This is a genomic window from Deltaproteobacteria bacterium, from assembly GCA_028818775.1.
Lineage (GTDB): Bacteria > Desulfobacterota > Binatia > UBA9968 > JAJDTQ01 > JAJDTQ01.
The window spans coordinates 1-17,892 of record JAPPNE010000130.1; the positions used below are offsets into that span (position 1 = coordinate 1).

18 protein-coding genes are annotated in these 17,892 nt (G+C 64.7%); 4 read left to right on the top strand and 14 right to left on the bottom strand.

Translation table 11 applies throughout. The features are described from left to right. On the bottom strand, positions 1 to 430 hold a 430-nt coding region (locus OXU42_14110), incomplete at its 3' end, for an ABC transporter permease (protein ID MDE0030524.1). Positions 431 to 596: 166 nt separating this feature from the next. Between OXU42_14110 and OXU42_14115 the strand changes: the two genes are divergently transcribed. Continuing rightward, positions 597 to 1,793, top strand: a complete 1,197-nt coding sequence (locus OXU42_14115; protein ID MDE0030525.1) for an MFS transporter — start codon at positions 597 to 599, stop codon at positions 1,791 to 1,793. A gap of 21 nt (positions 1,794 to 1,814) precedes the next feature. On the opposite strand, the gene OXU42_14120 is transcribed toward OXU42_14115, so the two are convergent. From OXU42_14120 to OXU42_14160, 9 genes are all read right to left on the bottom strand, one after another. Next, on the bottom strand, positions 1,815 to 2,195 hold the full coding sequence (locus OXU42_14120) for a RidA family protein (GenBank protein MDE0030526.1): 381 nt from the start codon (positions 2,193 to 2,195) through the stop codon (positions 1,815 to 1,817). 36 nt (positions 2,196 to 2,231) lie between these two features. Next, positions 2,232 to 3,494 (bottom strand): MFS transporter, encoded by a 1,263-nt coding sequence (locus OXU42_14125; GenBank protein MDE0030527.1) that lies wholly within the window; start codon positions 3,492 to 3,494, stop codon positions 2,232 to 2,234. Positions 3,495 to 3,658: 164 nt separating this feature from the next. After that, positions 3,659 to 4,240: a Spy/CpxP family protein refolding chaperone gene (locus OXU42_14130; GenBank protein MDE0030528.1), complete on the bottom strand. Its 582-nt coding sequence runs from the start codon at positions 4,238 to 4,240 to the stop codon at positions 3,659 to 3,661. Positions 4,241 to 4,349: 109 nt separating this feature from the next. After that, positions 4,350 to 4,802: a hypothetical protein gene (locus OXU42_14135; protein MDE0030529.1), complete on the bottom strand. Its 453-nt coding sequence runs from the start codon at positions 4,800 to 4,802 to the stop codon at positions 4,350 to 4,352. Next, positions 4,799 to 5,257 (bottom strand): hypothetical protein, encoded by a 459-nt coding sequence (locus OXU42_14140; protein ID MDE0030530.1) that lies wholly within the window; start codon positions 5,255 to 5,257, stop codon positions 4,799 to 4,801. The genes OXU42_14135 and OXU42_14140 overlap by 4 nt, the downstream gene beginning before the upstream one ends. After that, on the bottom strand, positions 5,254 to 5,919 hold the full coding sequence (locus tag OXU42_14145; GenBank protein ID MDE0030531.1) for a sigma-70 family RNA polymerase sigma factor: 666 nt from the start codon (positions 5,917 to 5,919) through the stop codon (positions 5,254 to 5,256). Before OXU42_14145 ends, OXU42_14140 begins: the two co-directional genes overlap by 4 nt. A gap of 217 nt (positions 5,920 to 6,136) precedes the next feature. Continuing rightward, positions 6,137 to 8,017: a TRAP transporter fused permease subunit gene (locus tag OXU42_14150; protein ID MDE0030532.1), complete on the bottom strand. Its 1,881-nt coding sequence runs from the start codon at positions 8,015 to 8,017 to the stop codon at positions 6,137 to 6,139. A 228-nt stretch (positions 8,018 to 8,245) separates the two neighbouring features. After that, positions 8,246 to 9,226 carry a TAXI family TRAP transporter solute-binding subunit gene (locus OXU42_14155; GenBank protein ID MDE0030533.1) on the bottom strand — a complete coding sequence of 327 codons (981 nt, stop codon included), beginning with the start codon at positions 9,224 to 9,226 and terminating at the stop codon, positions 8,246 to 8,248. 194 nt (positions 9,227 to 9,420) lie between these two features. Then, the gene (locus tag OXU42_14160) at positions 9,421 to 10,215 is read right to left on the bottom strand and encodes an MBL fold metallo-hydrolase (protein MDE0030534.1); all 795 of its coding nucleotides are present in this window, start codon (positions 10,213 to 10,215) and stop codon (positions 9,421 to 9,423) included. Positions 10,216 to 10,387: 172 nt separating this feature from the next. Here OXU42_14160 and OXU42_14165 point away from each other — a divergent pair, with 172 nt between their 5' ends. From OXU42_14165 to OXU42_14175, 3 genes are all read left to right on the top strand, one after another. Further along, positions 10,388 to 11,422, top strand: a complete 1,035-nt coding sequence (locus OXU42_14165) for an extracellular solute-binding protein (GenBank protein MDE0030535.1) — start codon at positions 10,388 to 10,390, stop codon at positions 11,420 to 11,422. A gap of 142 nt (positions 11,423 to 11,564) precedes the next feature. Then, positions 11,565 to 13,340: an iron ABC transporter permease gene (locus OXU42_14170; protein MDE0030536.1), complete on the top strand. Its 1,776-nt coding sequence runs from the start codon at positions 11,565 to 11,567 to the stop codon at positions 13,338 to 13,340. Between the two features lie 146 nt (positions 13,341 to 13,486). Next, positions 13,487 to 14,638, top strand: coding sequence for a 5-methyltetrahydropteroyltriglutamate--homocysteine S-methyltransferase (locus OXU42_14175; GenBank protein ID MDE0030537.1), 1,152 nt, complete (start codon positions 13,487 to 13,489; stop codon positions 14,636 to 14,638). 44 nt (positions 14,639 to 14,682) lie between these two features. On the opposite strand, the gene OXU42_14180 is transcribed toward OXU42_14175, so the two are convergent. The 4 genes from OXU42_14180 to OXU42_14195 are packed head-to-tail and all read right to left on the bottom strand — an operon-like array spanning position 14,683 to position 17,867. Next, the gene (locus OXU42_14180; GenBank protein MDE0030538.1) at positions 14,683 to 15,405 is read right to left on the bottom strand and encodes an ABC transporter ATP-binding protein; all 723 of its coding nucleotides are present in this window, start codon (positions 15,403 to 15,405) and stop codon (positions 14,683 to 14,685) included. After that, positions 15,405 to 16,100 (bottom strand): ABC transporter ATP-binding protein, encoded by a 696-nt coding sequence (locus OXU42_14185; GenBank protein ID MDE0030539.1) that lies wholly within the window; start codon positions 16,098 to 16,100, stop codon positions 15,405 to 15,407. The genes OXU42_14180 and OXU42_14185 overlap by 1 nt, the downstream gene beginning before the upstream one ends. Before the next feature lie 49 nt (positions 16,101 to 16,149). Continuing rightward, complete coding sequence (locus OXU42_14190) at positions 16,150 to 16,989, bottom strand: branched-chain amino acid ABC transporter permease (protein MDE0030540.1); 840 nt, start codon at positions 16,987 to 16,989, stop codon at positions 16,150 to 16,152. A gap of 8 nt (positions 16,990 to 16,997) precedes the next feature. Further along, a complete protein-coding gene (locus OXU42_14195) occupies positions 16,998 to 17,867 on the bottom strand; it encodes a branched-chain amino acid ABC transporter permease (GenBank protein ID MDE0030541.1) in 870 nt (289 codons plus the stop codon). Positions 17,868 to 17,892: the final 25 nt, after the last annotated feature.

The following is a 17,892-nucleotide window of genomic DNA, read 5'->3' on the forward strand; positions in this document are numbered from 1 at the left end:
TGGAAATGAACACCGGAAAGAACGAGATCAGAAAGGCGACGAGCACCTTCGGCGCAAGCCCGAAGCCGAGCCAGACCACGAACAGGGGAGCTACGGCGATCTTGGAGACCGTCTGCGAGAAAAGGAACAGCGGCATCAGGGCCTTGTCGAGGGTGGACGACCACACCACCATGATGGCGAACAGGCCGCCCAGCACGATGCTGCAGGTGTATCCCAGGAGGACCTCGTACCCGGTGACCAGACTGTGGTCGTAGAGCGTGGCCGCGTAGTCGACGAGGCTGAGAAGGATCTCCGAGGGGCCAGGCAGGATATAGTTGGGGATGCCGCTGATCCGGACGTAGGCTTCCCAGGTTGCCAGGAAGACGCTGATGGCCGCCACCGGATACATCAGGTCGCGGTAGATCTCGGGGATCCCTCGTGAGCGCGCCATGGCCTCCCTTTCACCGATGGCAAGGGCGGAGTCATCTGCGGCATCGCCCCATGCGGATGCCGGGACTCGTGGGCCAGACACTACTGCATTTGCGACGCGGTGTTCAAGGGAAGCGCGGTCGGGCCGGATGGCGCATCGGCGGCAATTGCTGTAGGGTACGGCGAGTATGGCCGCCCAGCAGCGCAACCGCCTCAACGTCTTCATCCTCGCCACCTGCCAGATGCTGTTCGGGGCCACCCGGACGCTGCTGATCGCCACCGCCCCGCTCATCGCCTACGGCATCGTCGAGAACAAGGGCTTGGCGACATTGCCGGCCGCGCTGGTGATCGTGGGCACGGCCCTGGCCACCATGCCGGCCTCCATGCTCATGCGCGCCACGGGCCGGCGCCTCGGGTTCATGATCGGCGCCTGCTTCGGCGCCCTCGGGGGCGGCATCGTCATCATCGGCATCGTGCGCGCCGACTTCTGGCTGCTGTGCCTCGGGACCTTCACCTACGGCTTTTTCGCCGCGTTCGGTCAATACTACCGTTTCGCCGCGGCCGACACCGCTCCCCCGGAGTTCCGGAGCAAGGCCATCTCGTTGGTGCTCACCGGCGGCGTGATCGCGGCCGTGGTGGGCACGTCCCTGGCCATGGCGGGCCAGTTCATGATCCCGTCGGACGAGTTCTTCGGCTCGTACCTGTTCCTGATCGCGCTGACGCTAATGACCGTCCTGGTGCTGCTCTTCCTGGACATCCCCAACCTCACGCCGAGCGAGCGCTCCGCGCAGCAGCGTCCGCTGGCCGCCATCATGAAACAGCCCATCTTCGTCGCGTCGACCCTGGCGGCCACCATGGGGCAGGGGGCCATGAACCTGCTGATGACCGCCACGCCCATCGCCATGACCCAGGCCGGTCACCCGTTCACCGCTACCGCGCTGGTGATCCAGTGGCATAGCATCGGGATGTTCGCGCCGGGCTTCGTCACCGGCTCCCTGATCAAGCGTTTCGGCGAGGTGCGGATCATTTTGACGGGAGTCGTGCTCCAGGTCATCTGCGTCGTGATCGGGCTCGCCGGCACCGGGGTGGTCGAGTTCTGGTTCGGCATGCTGTTCCTGGGAGTCGGCTGGAACTTCGCCTTCACCGGAGGAACGTCGCTCCTGACCACGTCCTACACCCCGGCCGAGCGCAACAAGACGCAGGGGGCCATGAGCTTCATCAACTACACGTTCGTGGCCCTGGTGTCGTTGTTGTCCGGCGCCCTGGTGCACTTCCTGGGCTGGCAGTGGGTGAATCTCAGCAGCATCCCCTTGCTGGCGGTGGCCGGCGTCGCCACGCTCTGGTTCGCCGCCACGCAGCGCAGGCCCGTGGAGGCTCCGGCCTGACGCGCCCCAACTCCGCGGACCCTACAGAACCGCTATCACTTCTATCTGGAACAGCACGCCCCCGCGGACCGGGGACTTGATGGCATGCCGGGCGGGACGGTCGTGCTCGTCGGGGAACATCTCGAGCCACGCCTTGTTGATGGAGTCGCGGTACTCTTCCTCTTTCAAGTAGACCGTCATGCGCACGATGTCGTCAGGACTGCCGCCCGCCAGCTCCATGAACTTGCGGATGTTGTCGAACAACACCTGGGCCTGCCGGTCCGGGTCCGCGGGCAGTTCGCCGGTGGCGCCGTCCCGACCCGAGATGCCGGAGGAATAGACCACGTTGCCGACCTTCGCTCCCATGGGGATTGGAGCGTTGTGGGGCACGCCGGGAAGCTCGATGCTCACTCGCTTGGACATGGAATAGGTCCTTTCATGTGCTCTGTCAGACGCCGCTCATCCGGTGGCGGGTGACGGGACGGTCGACGCTCTCGCCGTGACGACGAACAGGACCGCGGCGATTCCCATCACCACCAGCGTGCTGAGCCCCAGGGACCAGTTGATTCCGACATAGGCGCCGGCAAAGCCCACGGTCACGCCGCTGAAGGTGCGCAGCCCCTGGGCGGCCATGTTGTAGAGCCCGATCAGGCGGCCGCGCAGGTTCGCCGGCGCCTCGAGCTGCACGAGCGTCTGCGCCATGGACAGGAACGCGAGGTTGAGGATGCCGGCGAGGAACAGGAAGAGCAGCGACAGCACGTAATGCGTGGAGACGGCGAAGGCGGTCATGGCGCAACACCACAGCATGGTCAGGATGATGGCCGTGGAGGCGCGCGCCCTGAACAGGCCGCGTATCTCCAGCAACAATCCTCCGGTCACGGCCCCCGCGCCATTGGCGGCGAACAACGCGGCGTAGCCGAGGCTCAAGTCCTCCGCCCCGAGCGACAGGGCGAAGGCGGGCATCAGTGCCTGGAACGCGTTGCCGACGAAGAAGGCGTAGAAACCCACCAGCAGGATCATGCCCAGGAGGACCCGGTTGCCGGAAGCGCCCCACAGCGCCGAAAGTGCGTCCGCCCAGGTCCCTTTCGTGGCCTGCCGCCCGGAGCCGTGGCCGGTATAGGGGACCAGCCGGCACCAGACCACCAGCGGCAGGTAGATCAATGTGTTGACCAGAAGCGCCAGCGTAGGTTTGAACAGCCACAGGATACCGCCGCCCACGGCGGGGCCGAACAGGATGCCCAACTGCCGTCCCGTCGCCAGCAGCCGGATGGCGCTCTGGAGGGTCTCCGGCCCTACCACGTCGTAGATCATGAGCTGGCGCGCCGGGTTCCACAGTGCGCCCGCCATTCCGTGCAGGGTCAGCAGGACCACCGAATGCCACATCTCCAGGCGGCCGGTGTAGAACAGCAACGCCCAGGCGAGGCTCACGGAGATGAACAGGATCTGGGCCCACTCGATGATCCGCCGGCAATCGATGCGGTCCGCCAGCGCGCCGAAGTACCACGACAGGAACAGGGCGGGCATCCAGTGGCTGATGACGGCGAAGCCCTGCAGGGCCTCGGACCGGAACATCTGGTAGAGAATGCCGTAGCTGATGACGTGCTCGATGTTGTCCGCCATCATGGACAGCATGTTGCCGACAAAGAACAGGGCGAAGTCACGGTTCCGGAGCGCGGCGAACGCGGGCGGGGCCTGAGCGGCAGCAGGTGCGGGTGTGCTCATGGACTGTGGAAGTGGTCGGACTCAGGTGCGATGCATTCCACTGTAGACAGGTTGTCGGCATTTTGACAACTAGCCGCAGGAGCATCGTAAGGGCATGTTTCCCGCCGAAAAAAAGCGGGCAGCCGCAAGGGCTGCCCGCTCCTCATTCAGGGAAGATGGCCGTCCTACCGGCGGCCGCGGCCCTTTTTGCCCCCGCCACCGCGCAGCATGCGTTTCAGCATGCCCTCCGCCTTCGCGATCTGCTCGGGTGTCAGGATCTCCCGTACGCCCAGCACTGCGTCGGCGCGCGCCTGCAGCAGGTCTCCCCGGATCTTGGCGATGGCGTCCACCTTGGCGCCGACCTCGGCCTTGTCCACGGTCTCGCCCGAGACCATCTGGCGCAGATCGATGCCGGCGATGCGGGCGTCGGCGCGGAGAGCGATCCTCTTCTTGCGCGCCTCGGTGAGCACGTCCTTGATCTTCTCGACCTGCACGTCGGTGAGCTCCAGCCGCTCCTGCATGCGTCCCATCATGCGCGCCTCGCCGCCGCGTCCGCGGCGCCCCTCATGGCCGCGCCTTCCTTCGCGTCCGCGCCAGTGCCGCCGGCCGCGCTCCTCGCCGCCGTCGGCGCGGGCGACGCGTGGGCCGTCGCCCCTGCGTCCTTCGCCCCCGCGCCCTTCGCCTTGCTGGCTCCAGGCGATGCCTCCGGAAAGGCCCACCAGGAGCACGGGTACCATCAGAAATGCGGTGCGCTTGCGATTCTTCATTGATATTCTCCTTGTTGGGTGGTTGGCTCGATCCGGATCGCGATGTCAAGGATTAGACGCGTGGGGGTTCCGGTTCAGCCGCGGCGGCGCGAGGGACGCGAGGCGGGTGCTACTCCCCCCTGCGCCGCGAATCGAGGCGCGACATCCACCGCTCGCGCTTTTTCGCGCGCCGTTCCCGGAAGTCGTCGGTCAGGTCTTGCAGTCTGCGCGCCTGGCTCTCGTCGAGGGACGGTACGATCTTTGTGTGAAACTCCATGATGATGCGGTTGGCTTCCTCGTGGGAGCGGATCCGCGATTGGTACAGGTCCCGGCGGGCCTGGCTCAACAGCGGACCGATCTCCGCCATCTGCCGTTCCGACAGGTCGAGCTTACGCTGGAGCATGCGCAGGTACCGGCTGCTCGAGGCTTGCTTCTTGCCGCTCCAGTGTTTCCCGGCTTCCCTGTGGTGACGCCACGAATCGCCCCACAGTTCTCTTACGGGAAAGACGTTTCCGATGACGGCGCCGCCCATGAGTCCGAGCAGGAACACCCCCACCACGGCGATCAAGGCTTTTCTTTTCATGGATTCCGAGCTCCTACCCAAGCGATCAGGACCGCGTCGGGTTCGTCGGCCGACACGGCGTCCTGGCCCGATACGCCTTCCAGCATGGTGACGGTGGCGGGCGCCTGCGCCGGGGGCTGCGTCAGCATGCCGCGCCAAAGGCCGATGCCGCCGAGCAGCACCACCACCAGCGCAAAGGCCGGGGCGAGCCGGCGGCTGAACAGCAGGACGGCGTCGCTCCATGACGCGCGCCGGCTTTCCTCCTCACGGATTCGGGCGAGGACCCCCGGCCACGCGGGACGCTGGGGGGCCGGCGCCGGCGCGGCGGAGAAGAAACGCCGCCAGAGCCGTTCCTCCTCCAGGGCCGCGCGGCAGGCGGCACATGAACCGATGTGTGCCGCGTGTGCTTCGTGGAGGTCCTCCGTCAGCTTGGCGCCGGCGGATTCCAGCCACCGCGTGAAATCATCACAGGTCACGAATCACCTCCCTGGCCTGCTTGATCCTGGCCATCGTACCGGCCGCCGAACAGTTCCGCGACATGGGGCGCGAGCATCTGCCGCAGGCGCGCGCGTCCCCGGGCGTGGCGCGATTTGACCGTGCCCAGGGAACAATTCAGGATACGGGCGACTTCCTGGTACGAATTTCCTTCCATGTCCTTCAGCGTCACGACGACGCGCAGCCGGTCGGGGAGGCGGGCCACCGTCCGGGCCACCACGCCGCTGACCGCAGCCTCGCGGGCTTCGTCCGCCTCGCCGTCCTCGTGCTCGTCGGTGGCGAGCCGGTCGCGCAGACCTTCGACGGCGTCCTCGGACGGTTCCGTGTCCAGGGACACCTTGCCCGATTGCCGTTTGAGCTCGTCGCGGGCGCGGTTGATGGCGATGCGCGTGATCCAGGTACCGAAGGCCGCGTCTTCCCGGAACTTGGCCAGCGAGAAGAACGCCTTGACGAACACTTCCTGCACGACATCGTCCACGTCGCCGTGGTCCGGTCCCAGGAGCCGGCCGACAAGCCGGTGGACGCGCGCCTGGTGGCGCTCGACCAGAAGCCGGTAGGCGTCCGCGTCGCCGCCCCGGATCCGTCGCACCACGTCCCGTTCCGTATCCTCCAACGTCAGGCGATACGGTAGCGTATCCGTCATCCTCAAACCGTTACCTCACGCAACCGCACAGGACAGTTGACCTCTTCATTTAGACGGGGAGGGGTTCCCCGCGGCCGCCCGCAAAGCCGCGCGGCCGTTGGCGAGGTCACGCGATGACGCGCACGGGACCCCGCGGTCCACGCTCTCGTCGTCGAGCGTAGAGGCCGAAGTTGAGGCGTGGGGGCATTCCCTGCCGTTGTCGCGCGCGCCCGTCGAATCAGCCCGTGGCACCGGCCGTGGACACCCGCCGCAAAAACGGCCGGGCCAGACCGGCGCCGGCCAGGACCAGACCGAGTATGTCGGTCATGGTGCCGGGGGCGATGAGCATGATGGCGGCCGCGAACACCACGATCCGCTCGACCGCCTCGGCCCGGTCCTTGAAGTCTCCCACCAGTGCATATGCGTTGAGTATCACCCCCGCGGCCGCCGTGGCCGTGGTCAGGATGATGTCGACGGGGTTGCCTCGCATCAGCATCGGCGTGCCGAAGACGAAGGCGTAGGGCAGGATGTACACCGGCAGCGAGATCAGGCCGGCGAACAGGCTGGTGCGCCAGAAGTCACTGCCCGCAACGGTCGCGCCGGCGTAGGCGGCCAATGCCACGGGGGGCGTCACCATGGAGAGCATGCCGGAGAAGAAGATGAAAAGGTGGGCCGCCATGGGCCACACGCCGACCTTGATGAGCACGGGAGCCACCATCAGCGCGAGAATGATGTAGGCGATGCTGGTGGGCAGTCCCATGCCCAGGATCATGGAGGCGAACATGGTGAGCAGCAGGATGATGGTGAGATCGCCACCCGCCATGCCGATCACAAGGCCCGAGAAGCGCGTGGCGAGGCCGGTCATCAGGATCGTGCCCATGATGATACCGACGCAGGCCACGGCGGTGCCGAGGGTCACGAAATCCCTGCCGGTGCCCTCGAATACGTCAATGCCCTTCTTCACGGCGTTCCAGGCTCCGGCCGGGGCGGACGAGACGAAGCCGCGACGGTCCTGGACGAACATGGAGATGGCGGCGATGCCCACCCCCAGCACCGCGATGACCGCCATGGCCCTCAACACCGCCTGGACCGGGGACCACCGCAACAGCAGCAGCACGATGAGCAGGCCGATGCCGGCAATGAACGTCAGCCCCTGGGGCTCGCGCACGACCTCCCTGATGCTGGTCAGCTCGCTCTTCGGCAAGCCCGTGAGCCCGGAGCGCAACGCGTAGAAGTAGACGCCCGCCAGGACGCCGATGAAGTACAGCACCGCCGGAATCAACGCGGCCTTGACGATCTGGAGATAGTCGACCGCCAGGAACTGCATCATCAGGAATGCCGCCGCCCCCATGACCGGCGGCATGAACTGCCCGCCGGTGGATGCCGCCGCCTCCACCGCCCCGGCTACGTGGGGCTGGAAACCCACGCGCTTCATGAGCGGAATCGTGATGGAGCCCGTCACCATGACGTTGGCCACCGCGCTGCCGCTCACCGATCCCATCATGCCGCTCGACACCACTGCCATCATCGCGGGCCCGCCGCGGTATCTTCCCACCAGTGAGCGGGTGAACTCCATGATGAACGCCAGCGCGCCGGTGGCTTCCAGCAGCTTGCCGAACATGACGAACAGGAAAACGAACTTGAAGGTGATGTAGGTGGCGACGCCGAAGACGCCGTTGCCGGACAGGTAGACGGTGGTGACGATGCGGTCTAGGTCGAAGCCGCCGTGTCCCCCCACCCAGCGCGGCAGGTGCTGGCCGTAGAAGCAGTAGACCAGGAACACCAGCGCCGTGACCACCAGTGCCATGCCCACGATGCGCCGGGTGGCCTCGAGCACCACGATGACGCAGATCACCCCCAGCACCAAGTCGGTCTGGGTGACCAGTCCCGACTTGAAGGCGATCTCCTCGTGCTCGATGAACACGTAGCCGAAGGTCGCCAGACTGAGAGCCAGCCAGAAGAGGTCCAGCGCCACCTGGGCGGGGCGCTCGCGTTCCGTCGCCTGGGTGAGGAATACCAGAGCGAACAGGACGAGCAGGAACAGGCTCCGTTCCTGCAGGGGCGGCAACGGACTGAACGCGTTCCATATGGCGTACGCCGACAGTCCGATGGCCAGCAACCGGGTGATGATCCGACCTATGGCTTGCAGAGCCCTGCCTCCCTTCAGTAGCGCACCGCGCCCGGATGATAGAGCACGTCGATGTCCTTGGTCGGCACCGCGGGATTGGCCTGAGCGACCGCGGAAGGTCGCGTCCGGTCTCGGTTCCTTGAACGGCGGCAATGGACCGGCGCACCCTGACGGCGGGCGCGGCCGGTCCGATTGCCGTGAATCACGTGGCGATGCGGTTTATGATTTCGGCCAGAGGCCGGCTTCCTTCCAGTACCGGATGGCTCCCGGATGGTAGGGCACTCCGATCTGGGTGGTCAGCACCGACGGATTGATCTCGGCGTACTTGAAGTAGCGCACGTCGTCAGCCAGCGCCTTCAGATTCTGATGGATCAGCTTGATCACTTGGTAGACCAGCTCCTCGTCGGCGTCCGCGCGGACGGTGAGGAGGGGCCCGCCGATATCAAAGGTCTCGACGGCCTTCTCGAACGTGGGAGTGCTCGCCGGAATGGTTTGCCGCGTCATGTACGGGAACTGCTTGACCATCTTGTCCACCGCCTGAGGCTCCGGCGGCAGGTACCGGGCGCCCTTCTCGGCGTGCAGGCGCAGCGCCGCGGGGATCGGGCTCAGCCCGGAGACCATGGTGGGCATGGCCACGATGATGCCGTCGCCGAGTTGTGTGTAAAGGTCGCTCATGCCCGCGTAAACGGGAGTGAAATCCTTCTTGTAGGTCAGGCCGTGGGCCTTCATCAACGGCACCATGAAAGCGTCCCACGTCCGTCCGGTGCCCACGCCCACGCGCTTCCCCTTGAGGTCGGCGAAGGAGTTGATGGGACTGCCGGGCAGGGTGTGAAGCGTGAAGGCGTTGGGATAGAGGCCCATGGCCAGGGCCAGGGGATGTTTCTTCTTGAAGGTCAGGACCCCGTGGTATGCCGGGTACGAGTTGTTGGACGCGATCACGCCCATGAAGATCTGCTTGCGGTCGATGAGGCGCACGTTCTCGCGGGAGCCTTCGGTGACCGCCGCTGTCACGGGGATCTTCAGTTCCTTCTCCAGCAGCTTGGCGACGCCGCCCGCCACCACGTAGAACGCTCCGCCGATGCTGGCGCCGCCGATCTCCATGCTGGCGGGCATCTTCTGAGCGCTTGCCGGTCCGGCCGCCCACGCCATGGCCGTCACCGCAACCGCGACCAGCAATCCCTTGAATCTCGGACTTCTCATGAAATACCTCCCTGGGTTGATTGTGACACGGCCGGGCAACGCCCGGTGAGCACCAGGCCGCCGCCCGACGAATTCGCGTAAAATAGGATGGATCAATGTGGCAGTCAACCTAAAAGAACCGCATGCGCGGGAAAGCGACCAGCCGGTGGACTCGTACACGCGAGCATGCACAAGGGGGGCTTGCGTGACATGGTTCAGAACGGCCCGCCGCGATACCCCAGCACGATGATCTCGGTCTTGCGCGGGAGCGCCGCCTTGCTGATGGCCAGGGTGCCTTCCGGCACGGTGCGCGTGGGGAAGCCTTCGGTGAAGATGCGTACGCGCTCGAGGTCGTCGCGGTAGTGCATGGGGATGGCGATTTTCGGCTTAAGCTGTTCGACCACGCCACGGGCGGTCCAGGGTCCCATGGTGGTGCGCCCGCCGATGGGCACCAGCGCCACGTCCACCTTGCCGAACTGCTTCAGTTGCTTGGCCGTGAGCCGGTGGGCCAGGTCTCCCAGGTGCGCGACGCACAGCCGTCCGAGATCGTAGGCGAAGGCCGCTCCCTTGAAGAGGTCGCCGTCGGGACGGCTGACGTAGATGGGGATGCTGTAGATCAGCACGTCCTTCACCGTGGTGCGGATCTGGTTCCACTCGTACGCGTACGCGGTTTCCCGGAGGCCCCGGAGGAGTTGAGGACGGCCGCGCACGATAGGGAACCAGTTGTGGTTCTGGTGCTCCCGGCCGATGGTGACGGCGTCCGCGGACACATCGGGCGTGGGGTACCATCCCGGCGCCAGGGGATCCATGACGATGCTCGTGCCCAGGCTGGTGACGAGCTGGAAGAAGCTGTGGCCGAAGTAGTTCAGGGTGGCGTCGGGAGCCGCCGCGTAGGCCGGCCGGAAGAGGCGGCTGGCGAAGCTCTCTTCCTTGCAGGCGGCGAACAGCGCGCCGTGGCAGAATACGAGGACAAGGGTGACCGTGATCGTGATACGGCGCGCTCCGCGCATCTTCCCACCTCTCCGGGCAAGGTTTGCAACCGCGCTCATCTTCGCCCAATGCTTTCCGTTTGACAAGCTGACGCCCCGTGCCCTAGAAGGGCGTTAAGCGAATGCAAGGCGGGCGCCCGCCCGTGCGTGCGCAAGCTTCCACAGGAGTCAAACCCGAGAGGAGGACATCCTTATGAAGGCACTACACTTGACCGTCGCGATTCTCTTCCTGACCGTGTCCGCGGCGTGGGGCCAGAGTGACACTATCAAGAAGCTGGCCAACTACACGGGATCGGACTACCACAAGATGCTGGAGGAGGGCGCCAAGAAGGAAGGCAAGGTGGTCTGGTACACGTCGCTGAGCGGCAAGTCCTACAAGACCATCCAGGCGGAGTTCGCCAAGAAATACCCGGACGTCAAGATCGAGGTCTATCGGGCGGGCAGCAAGGACATCGCGGCCAAGATCCTCGCCGAGCACAAGGCCGGCAAGTACCTCGTGGACGCCATCGAGAGCACCCCGGGTATCCTGCAGTTGCTGCGCGAGCGGAACATTATCATGCCCTACAGCAGCCCGGAGCACAAAAGGTGGCCGGCCGAGCACCAGACCAAGGCCAAGAGCGGCGGGGCATGGTGGGTGACGGACCGCGAGTCCTTCATCGGTCTCGGATACAACACCGACAAGATGCCCAAGGAAAAGGCTCCCAAGAGCTTCGACGACCTGCTGGATCCGTCTCTCAAGGGCAAGATCGTCATGAGCGTTCAAAGCACCGGCGACCGGATGCTGTCGAGCATGATCAACGTCAAGGGCGAGGAATACGTCGACAAGCTCAAGAAGCAGCAGATCAAGCTGGTGAAGATCTCGGGTACGGCTACCCGCGACCTGGTCATCTCCGGCGAGTTCGTGGTCTCGCCGTCGATATTCCGTAATCACGCGCTCGTGAAGATCGCCGAGGGTGCGCCAATCGGATGGAACGCCCTGGACGAAGTCCCGACTAACGCCGGCGGCTCCGCGATATTCGCGAATTCGCCGCACCCCCATGCCGCGCTGCTGCTCACCAACTTCGTGCTGATCGAAGGACAGCAGATCCTGCAGAAGTTCCACTACGGCATGGCGTGGCTGGACTATCCGTTCAAGCGGGTGTATCCCGAGCGGGGAATGACCTCGAAGGCGTACAACAAGATATCCAAGAAACTCAACAAGCAGTTGCGTTCCATCGGCCGCCGCTGATGGACTTCACGGGCGACCTTCTCTTGCGCCCCGTGCGGATGATCGTGGTGCCCGGGGGCTGGGTGCGACCCCGGCCCCGGGTACCCGGTGACTGCACGCGACCGGTGCGCCCGGGACCGGCCGTCACCAGGAATCGCTACCGTTGAGCAAAGACGAAGCAGCGCTCAAGGAGACCGGTTTGACCGGGGGCGGAGCCCGGGCATTCCTCGACGTCTTCCGTCCCAGCCGGCAGGGCCGTGACTTCCCGTTGTGGCTGTTCATACCCTGCGCTCTCGCGCTTCTGTATCTCGTCATTCCGCCCCTTGTCTTCATCATCTATTCGAGTTTCGTTCCTTCCGAAGACTCTGACATCGTCGGCCTGACGATTCAGAATTACTTCGATATCTTCGAGGGCATGGAGGAGTTCCAGATCCTGATCTGGAACTCCGTCGTGTTCTCGGTGGGCAGCGCCGCATGGGCACTGGTCTTCGGTACTGCCATGGCTTGGCTGGCTGAGCGCAGCAACGCGCCGTTCCGCGCGGTTGCCTACTTGGCGGCGTTCGTGTCGTTCGCCGTCCCGGGGCTGGTCAAGGTCATCGGCTGGATCCTGCTGCTGGGGCCGGAGGCGGGCTTCATCAACATGGCCGTGAAGTCCGTCACCGGCATCATGCCCATCTTCGACATTTTCTCCATGAGCGGCATGATCCTCGTGGAAGGCTTCCTCTGGACCCCCATCGTGTTCCTGCTCATGGCGACGCCCTTCCGGTCCATGGACCCGTCCCTTGAGGAAGCCGCGGTGGTGGCCGGCAGCAGCGACTGGCAGGTGTTCTGGAAGGTGACCCTGCCCATGGCCATGCCCAGCCTCCTCTCGGTGCTGATCCTCACCTTCATCCGCAGCATGGAAGCCTTCGAGATTCCCGCACTGGTAGGTCTTCCCGCGGGCATCGAGGTCATGACCACCCAGATCTACCTCCAGTTGATCGAGGGGTTCGTGCCCGAGTACGGCTACGCCAGCGCCTATTCCGTGCTGCTCATCGCCCTGGTAGCCCTGTGCCTGGTCCCCTACTATCGCGTCACCCAGCACGCGCACCGGTTCACGACCATCACCGGCAAGGGGTTTCAACCCCGGCGCAAGGACCTGGGACGGTGGCGCTGGCTGGGTGGTCTGGCGCTTCTGGGTTTGCCGATGCTCCAGCTTCTCCCCCTTACCGCGCTGATCTGGTCGAGCTTCATGCCCTACCTCGTGGTGCCCTCCTGGGAAGCGCTCTCCATGTTCACCCTGAACAACTACGTGGAAGCGTTCAGCGACGACAAGATCCTGCGCTCCATCACCAACAACGTCACCATCAGCATGGTGTCCGCCACCGCCTGCGTGGGCGTGGCGTTCGTCACCGCCTGGTTGGTGACGCGCACCAACATCAAGATGCGCTGGCACCTGGACCGGTTGACCATGGTGCCGCTGGTGTTCCCGGGCATCGTCATGGGGGTGGCCGTGCTGCAGACCTACCTCGTGGTTCCGATTCCCGTATACGGTACCATCTGGATCCTGGTCATAGCCTTCGCTGCGCGCTATCTGCCCTACGCCATGCGCTTCAGCCATGCGGGACTCATCGGCATCCACAAGGAGTTGGAGGAAAGCGCCACCGCCAGCGGTGCGAGCTGGGGCAACGTGGCCCGGAGGATCATGGTCCCGCTGATGATGCCCGCGCTGTTCGCCGGGTGGATCTATATCTTCCTCATCACCATCCGGGAGCTTTCCGTGGCGCTGCTACTCTACAGCCCCGGTTCCGAGGTGATCTCCGTGGTCATCTGGGAGCTCTGGGACAACGGCCACGTCGGGAGCCTGTCTGCCTTCGCCCTGGGCATCAGTGTCGGCACCGTTGTTCTGGCCAGCCTCTTCTACAAGCTCAGTCGCCGCCACGGCCTGGACGTCCGTTAGAGAAGACAGGAACCCCGAAAAAGAGTTGAACCCTCTGGACTGTCCAAACGAACGCCGTAGGGGCGACCGGCCGGTCGCCCTCTCCCGCGATGATCTCGCCGGCGAATTCTTCTACGGCGCAGGCTCGTAGCCACCGGAATACCGATATGCCGCCAAGAACCAAGCCGCCGTTCCGCGCCGACCATGTGGGCAGCCTCTTGCGCCCTGCCGGGCTCAAGGAGGCCAGGGTGCGCCTCCTTGGGCCGGACACCGCCGAGAGCAACCTGGGTCCCCACGGCAACGAGGAGCTGGCGAAGATCGAGGACGGTTTCATCCACGATGTCATCGCGCTGCAGAAGCGCGTGGGCCTGCGCTCCGCCACGGACGGGGAGTTTCGTCGCCGGAGCTGGTTCAGCGAGCTGATGATGACCTGGGATGGCTTCTCCGCCACCCGCCAGGGCGCCTCCTCGCCCTTCAGTTGGCGCAACGAGGAGAGCCGCCAGCAGGACTTCACCGTGGTGTGGGTGGAGGGGAGGATACGCTGGCGCCCCAGCGCCGTCGTCCGTGCCTTCGAGTTTCTGAACGCCAACACGGACGCAATCGCCAAGGTCACCATCCCGGCGCCCCCGGTGGTCTACTGCTTCGCCGGCGGCGACCCCGGAGTCGTGGGTTCCGCCTACGATGACGTGGATGCCTTCTGGGAGGACTTGGTGGCCGCCTACCGCCAGGAGCTGGCCGCCCTGACGACCGCCGGCGCGCGCTACATCCAGCTCGACGACGTCGCCATCCCGTTCCTGTGCGACCCGACATACGAGGAGGTGTTCCGCTCCTGGGGCTCCGGCCCCCAGGCCGTGCTGGCCGAGTACGCGCGCCGCATCAACCAGTGCCTCGAAGGCCTTCCCGCGGACGTCACAGTCACCATGCACCAGTGCCGCGGCAACCGCGAGGGGCTGTGGGCCGCCGCCGGCGGCTACGACCCCGTGGCCGAGGTGCTGTTCAACGAGATCAACGTCCAGGGCTACTTCCTGGAATACGACACCCCCCGGGCCGGCACCTTCGAGCCCCTGCGCTTCCTCCCCGAAGGCAAGGTCGTCGCCCTCGGCATCGTCTCCACCAAGGGCCCGACCCTCGAATCCGCCGACCACCTCAAGCGCCGCATCGACGCCGCCGCCCGCTACGCCCCCCTCGAACGCCTCGCCCTCGCCCCCCAGTGCGGCTTCGCCAGCTCGGTCAAGGGCAACCCCCTCACCGAAGCCGACGAGGAAGCCAAGCTCGCGCGCATGGTGGAAGTTGCCGCCGAGGTTTGGGGGGACGCCTGAGTGCTATGCGTTAGCCTCCCCGCATCATTCCTCCAACCAACCCCCTAACCGCCGCTTTGTGCTTTCGTATTTCCGAGGTATGCGGAAAAAATCTGCGGATCATGCAACAGGTCGGCCGCGTCGCCCTTCATCGCGATTCTTCCGCCTGCGAGGACGTAACCGCGATCCGCGATTTTCAGGGCCTTTCTCGCATTCTGTTCAACCAGCAGGATCGCCGTGTCCTCCCTTCTCAGCGAATCAATGCATTCGAAAATGGTTGAAACGAGCTTTGGCGCCAGACCAAGCGAAGGTTCATCGAGCATAAGCAGGCGCGGGCGTGCAACGAGCGCGCGCCCGATGGCCAGCATTTGTTGCTCGCCGCCGCTGAGCGTACCCCCCGGTTGACGCCGGCGCTCGGCGAGAATGGGGAACAGGCCATAAATGTATTCGATCGCCTCCGCGGCCTGTTGCGGCGACCGCAAGTATCCGCCAAGCAAGAGGTTCTCCTCGACACTCATGGGCGCGAGGATTCCCCGTCCCTCCCTGACGAGGCTGATGCCCCTGGCGACAACCTGATGACTGTGCAGTCCGAATATGGAGCTGCCCTCGAAATCGATGGTGCCGGAACCGGGTGCATGGACGCCTGCCAGCGTCTTCATGAATGTTGTCTTCCCCGCGCCATTCGCTCCAATCAGAGCGACGATTTCCCCGCGCTGAACATCAAGATCCACGCCGCGCAGCACTTCAATGGAGCCATAGCCGCCCCTGAGGGAGCGTACCGAAAGCATCAGTCTTCCTCCTCGCCAAGGTAGGCTTCGATCACCGAGCGGTCCTTCCGGATGATATCGGGGCTCCCCTCGGCAATCAGTTCTCCGAAGTTGAGGACAAAGACGTGCTGGCAGCGGCGCATCACCAGGTCCATGTCGTGCTCTACGAGCAATATGCACGGGCCGCCTCGACGCAGTTCGTCGATCCGATCCCACAATGCGTCGGTCTCGGCCGCGTTCATGCCCGCGGATGGTTCGTCGAGCAGGAGAAGTCGCGGCCTCAGAGCACAGGCGCGGGCGATTTCGAGGCGACGCTGTTCCCCATACGATAGCGCACCGCCCAGGTAGTCCCGTTTGTCCCAGAGATCCATCAGTTCGAGCAATCTCTTCGTCTCTCCGGCCAGCGCGCGCTCCGCCTTGCCTCCGGGCCAGAAGACCGACTGCAGGCCGTATAGCGGCGCACGGCTGTTCTGCGCGACAAGGACATTCTCCAGCACCGTGTTTGCCGTGAACAGTCGGATGTTCTGGTAGGTTCGCGCGATTCCGGCTTGTGCGATCCGGTGCGCGCTGGTGCGGCTGAAATCGCGCCCGAGGAAACGGATCGATCCCGAAGTTGCCGGGTAGGTTCCCGACAGGATGTTCAAGAGGGTTGTCTTGCCGGCGCCGTTGGGTCCGATCAGTCCGAAGACGCCCGATTCCGGCAGCGCCAGCGACACCTCTTCCAGCGCGCGTACCCCGCCGAAGCGCTTCGAGACCCTGTCGACGTCAAGCAACATTGGTTGTTCTACGCATCAGCGGCTTGATGAGATTTCGAAGGAGCTGTCTTGTCAACAGACCACGCGGCCGGATGATCATCAGGAGTATGAGAACCCCGCCGAACAGGCTGAGGCGCCAATTGAGCATGAACCTAAGGATCTCCGGCAACAGTGAGAAAATCGCCGCACCCAGCAGTGCGCCCCAAACGGTTTCCATGCCGCCGAGGATGACGAACAACACGGCCATGGCCGAAAACAGGAACGTGAAATTGCCCGGTTCGATGTAGAGAAGGTAGTGGCCGTACAGTCCGCCGGCGATGCCCGCGATCATGGCGCCCAGACCGAAAGCCAGGACCTTGATCAGCCGCACATTGATGCCGACGCACGCGGCTGCCTCCTCGTCCGCGGCAACCGCGTCGAAAGCCCGGCCAATGCGCGAGCGTTCCAGGAGCCAGATCAGCAGCGTGACGACGGCCACCGCGAATCCGATATGGTGAAGTTCGGCGCCGAACAGGCCGCGCATTCCGTAGGCGCCGCCGGTTGGCTCGAAGTTCACAAAGAAGGCACGTACCATCTCGCCGAACCCCAGCGTGGCCAGCACGAGGAAGAAGCCCTGAAACCTCAGCGCCGGTATTCCGAGGATCACTCCGACGGCGCCGGCAAGCAGGGCTCCCGCCGCTATCGCCGGCAGGAGATCGACGCCGGCAACGGTTGTCAGGTATCCGGCGCAATAGGCGCCGATGGCCATGAACCCGGCATTTCCGAGGGACAGTTGCCCGGTGGCCATAATGACGTAGGCGCTGTAGGCCATGAGGATGTTGATCCCCATGATTGCCAGAACGCCTTCCATGTATACGCTCATGCGCGTATGGCCCTGTCCTGCGGGATCAGCCCGTCCGGTTTCATGATGAGGAAGCCGAAGAACAGCGAAAACACCACGAGATCGCGGTAGGCCGCGCCGAGATAGGCGTCGTTGAGGATTTCAACCACGCCGATCGCTATTCCTCCAAGCATGGCGCCGCGCAAGTTGCCGAGCCCGCCGATCACCATTGCCACCATTCCGATCATCCCCTGCCGGATTCCGATGTGCGGCGTGATTTGCGAGTAGACAGTGGCGGTAAGCACTCCGGCGATCCCGGCCAGCGCACCGGCGGTCAGAAACGTGAAGAAAATGACCTTGCCGGTATTGATACCGAGCGTGCCGGCGATTTCCCGGTCGATCGCCGTGGCCCGCAATGCGCGCCCGATCGCGGTGTGGTGGATCACCACATCGATCACGGCCATCAAGGCGGTTGCAACCAAGAGGATCACGATCTGAACCGAAGACAGGAGCACGCCTCCGAACTCGAGCTGCGTGGTGGCTTCCACGTTCGGAAAGCGCGACGGATCGGAGCCCCAGATCTGCGTGGCCACGTTCTGGAGCATGATGCCGAAGGCGATCGTGCTCAGCATGGGAGCCAGGAAGTGAGAATTGCGCAGGGGATGGAAGCAGAAGCGTTCGATCAGGACGTTGACGATCGCCGCCGCCGCCATTCCGGCGAGAATGGCCACGGCGAACGATGCTCCCGCCGCGGCGCAGGCCAGTCCGGCAAAGGCGCCGAACATGAACACGTCGCCATGGGCGATATTGAGCTTGTTGAACACGCCCAGCACCAAGGTGAGGCCGAGCGCGATCAACGCATACGTGCTGCCCAGCATCAGGCCGTTGACGATCTGCTGCGCGATCATCTCAACGACCCAGTGTCGTGTATCC

Excerpts from the sequence above, each read along its gene's own strand:
- OXU42_14115 (MDE0030525.1), top strand. The coding sequence starts at position 597 with ATGGCCGCCCAGCAGCGCAACCGCCTCAACGTCTTCATCCTCGCCACC.
- OXU42_14120 (MDE0030526.1), bottom strand. The coding sequence starts at position 2,195 with ATGTCCAAGCGAGTGAGCATCGAGCTTCCCGGCGTGCCCCACAACGCT.
- OXU42_14125 (MDE0030527.1), bottom strand. The coding sequence starts at position 3,494 with ATGAGCACACCCGCACCTGCTGCCGCTCAGGCCCCGCCCGCGTTCGCC.
- OXU42_14130 (MDE0030528.1), bottom strand. The coding sequence starts at position 4,240 with ATGAAGAATCGCAAGCGCACCGCATTTCTGATGGTACCCGTGCTCCTG.
- OXU42_14135 (MDE0030529.1), bottom strand. The coding sequence starts at position 4,802 with ATGAAAAGAAAAGCCTTGATCGCCGTGGTGGGGGTGTTCCTGCTCGGA.
- OXU42_14145 (MDE0030531.1), bottom strand. The coding sequence starts at position 5,919 with ATGACGGATACGCTACCGTATCGCCTGACGTTGGAGGATACGGAACGG.
- OXU42_14155 (MDE0030533.1), bottom strand. The coding sequence starts at position 9,226 with ATGAGAAGTCCGAGATTCAAGGGATTGCTGGTCGCGGTTGCGGTGACG.
- OXU42_14160 (MDE0030534.1), bottom strand. The coding sequence starts at position 10,215 with ATGCGCGGAGCGCGCCGTATCACGATCACGGTCACCCTTGTCCTCGTA.
- OXU42_14165 (MDE0030535.1), top strand. The coding sequence starts at position 10,388 with ATGAAGGCACTACACTTGACCGTCGCGATTCTCTTCCTGACCGTGTCC.
- OXU42_14175 (MDE0030537.1), top strand. The coding sequence starts at position 13,487 with ATGCCGCCAAGAACCAAGCCGCCGTTCCGCGCCGACCATGTGGGCAGC.
- OXU42_14180 (MDE0030538.1), bottom strand. The coding sequence starts at position 15,405 with ATGCTTTCGGTACGCTCCCTCAGGGGCGGCTATGGCTCCATTGAAGTG.
- OXU42_14190 (MDE0030540.1), bottom strand. The coding sequence starts at position 16,989 with ATGGAAGGCGTTCTGGCAATCATGGGGATCAACATCCTCATGGCCTAC.
- OXU42_14195 (MDE0030541.1), bottom strand. The coding sequence starts at position 17,867 with ATGATCGCGCAGCAGATCGTCAACGGCCTGATGCTGGGCAGCACGTAT.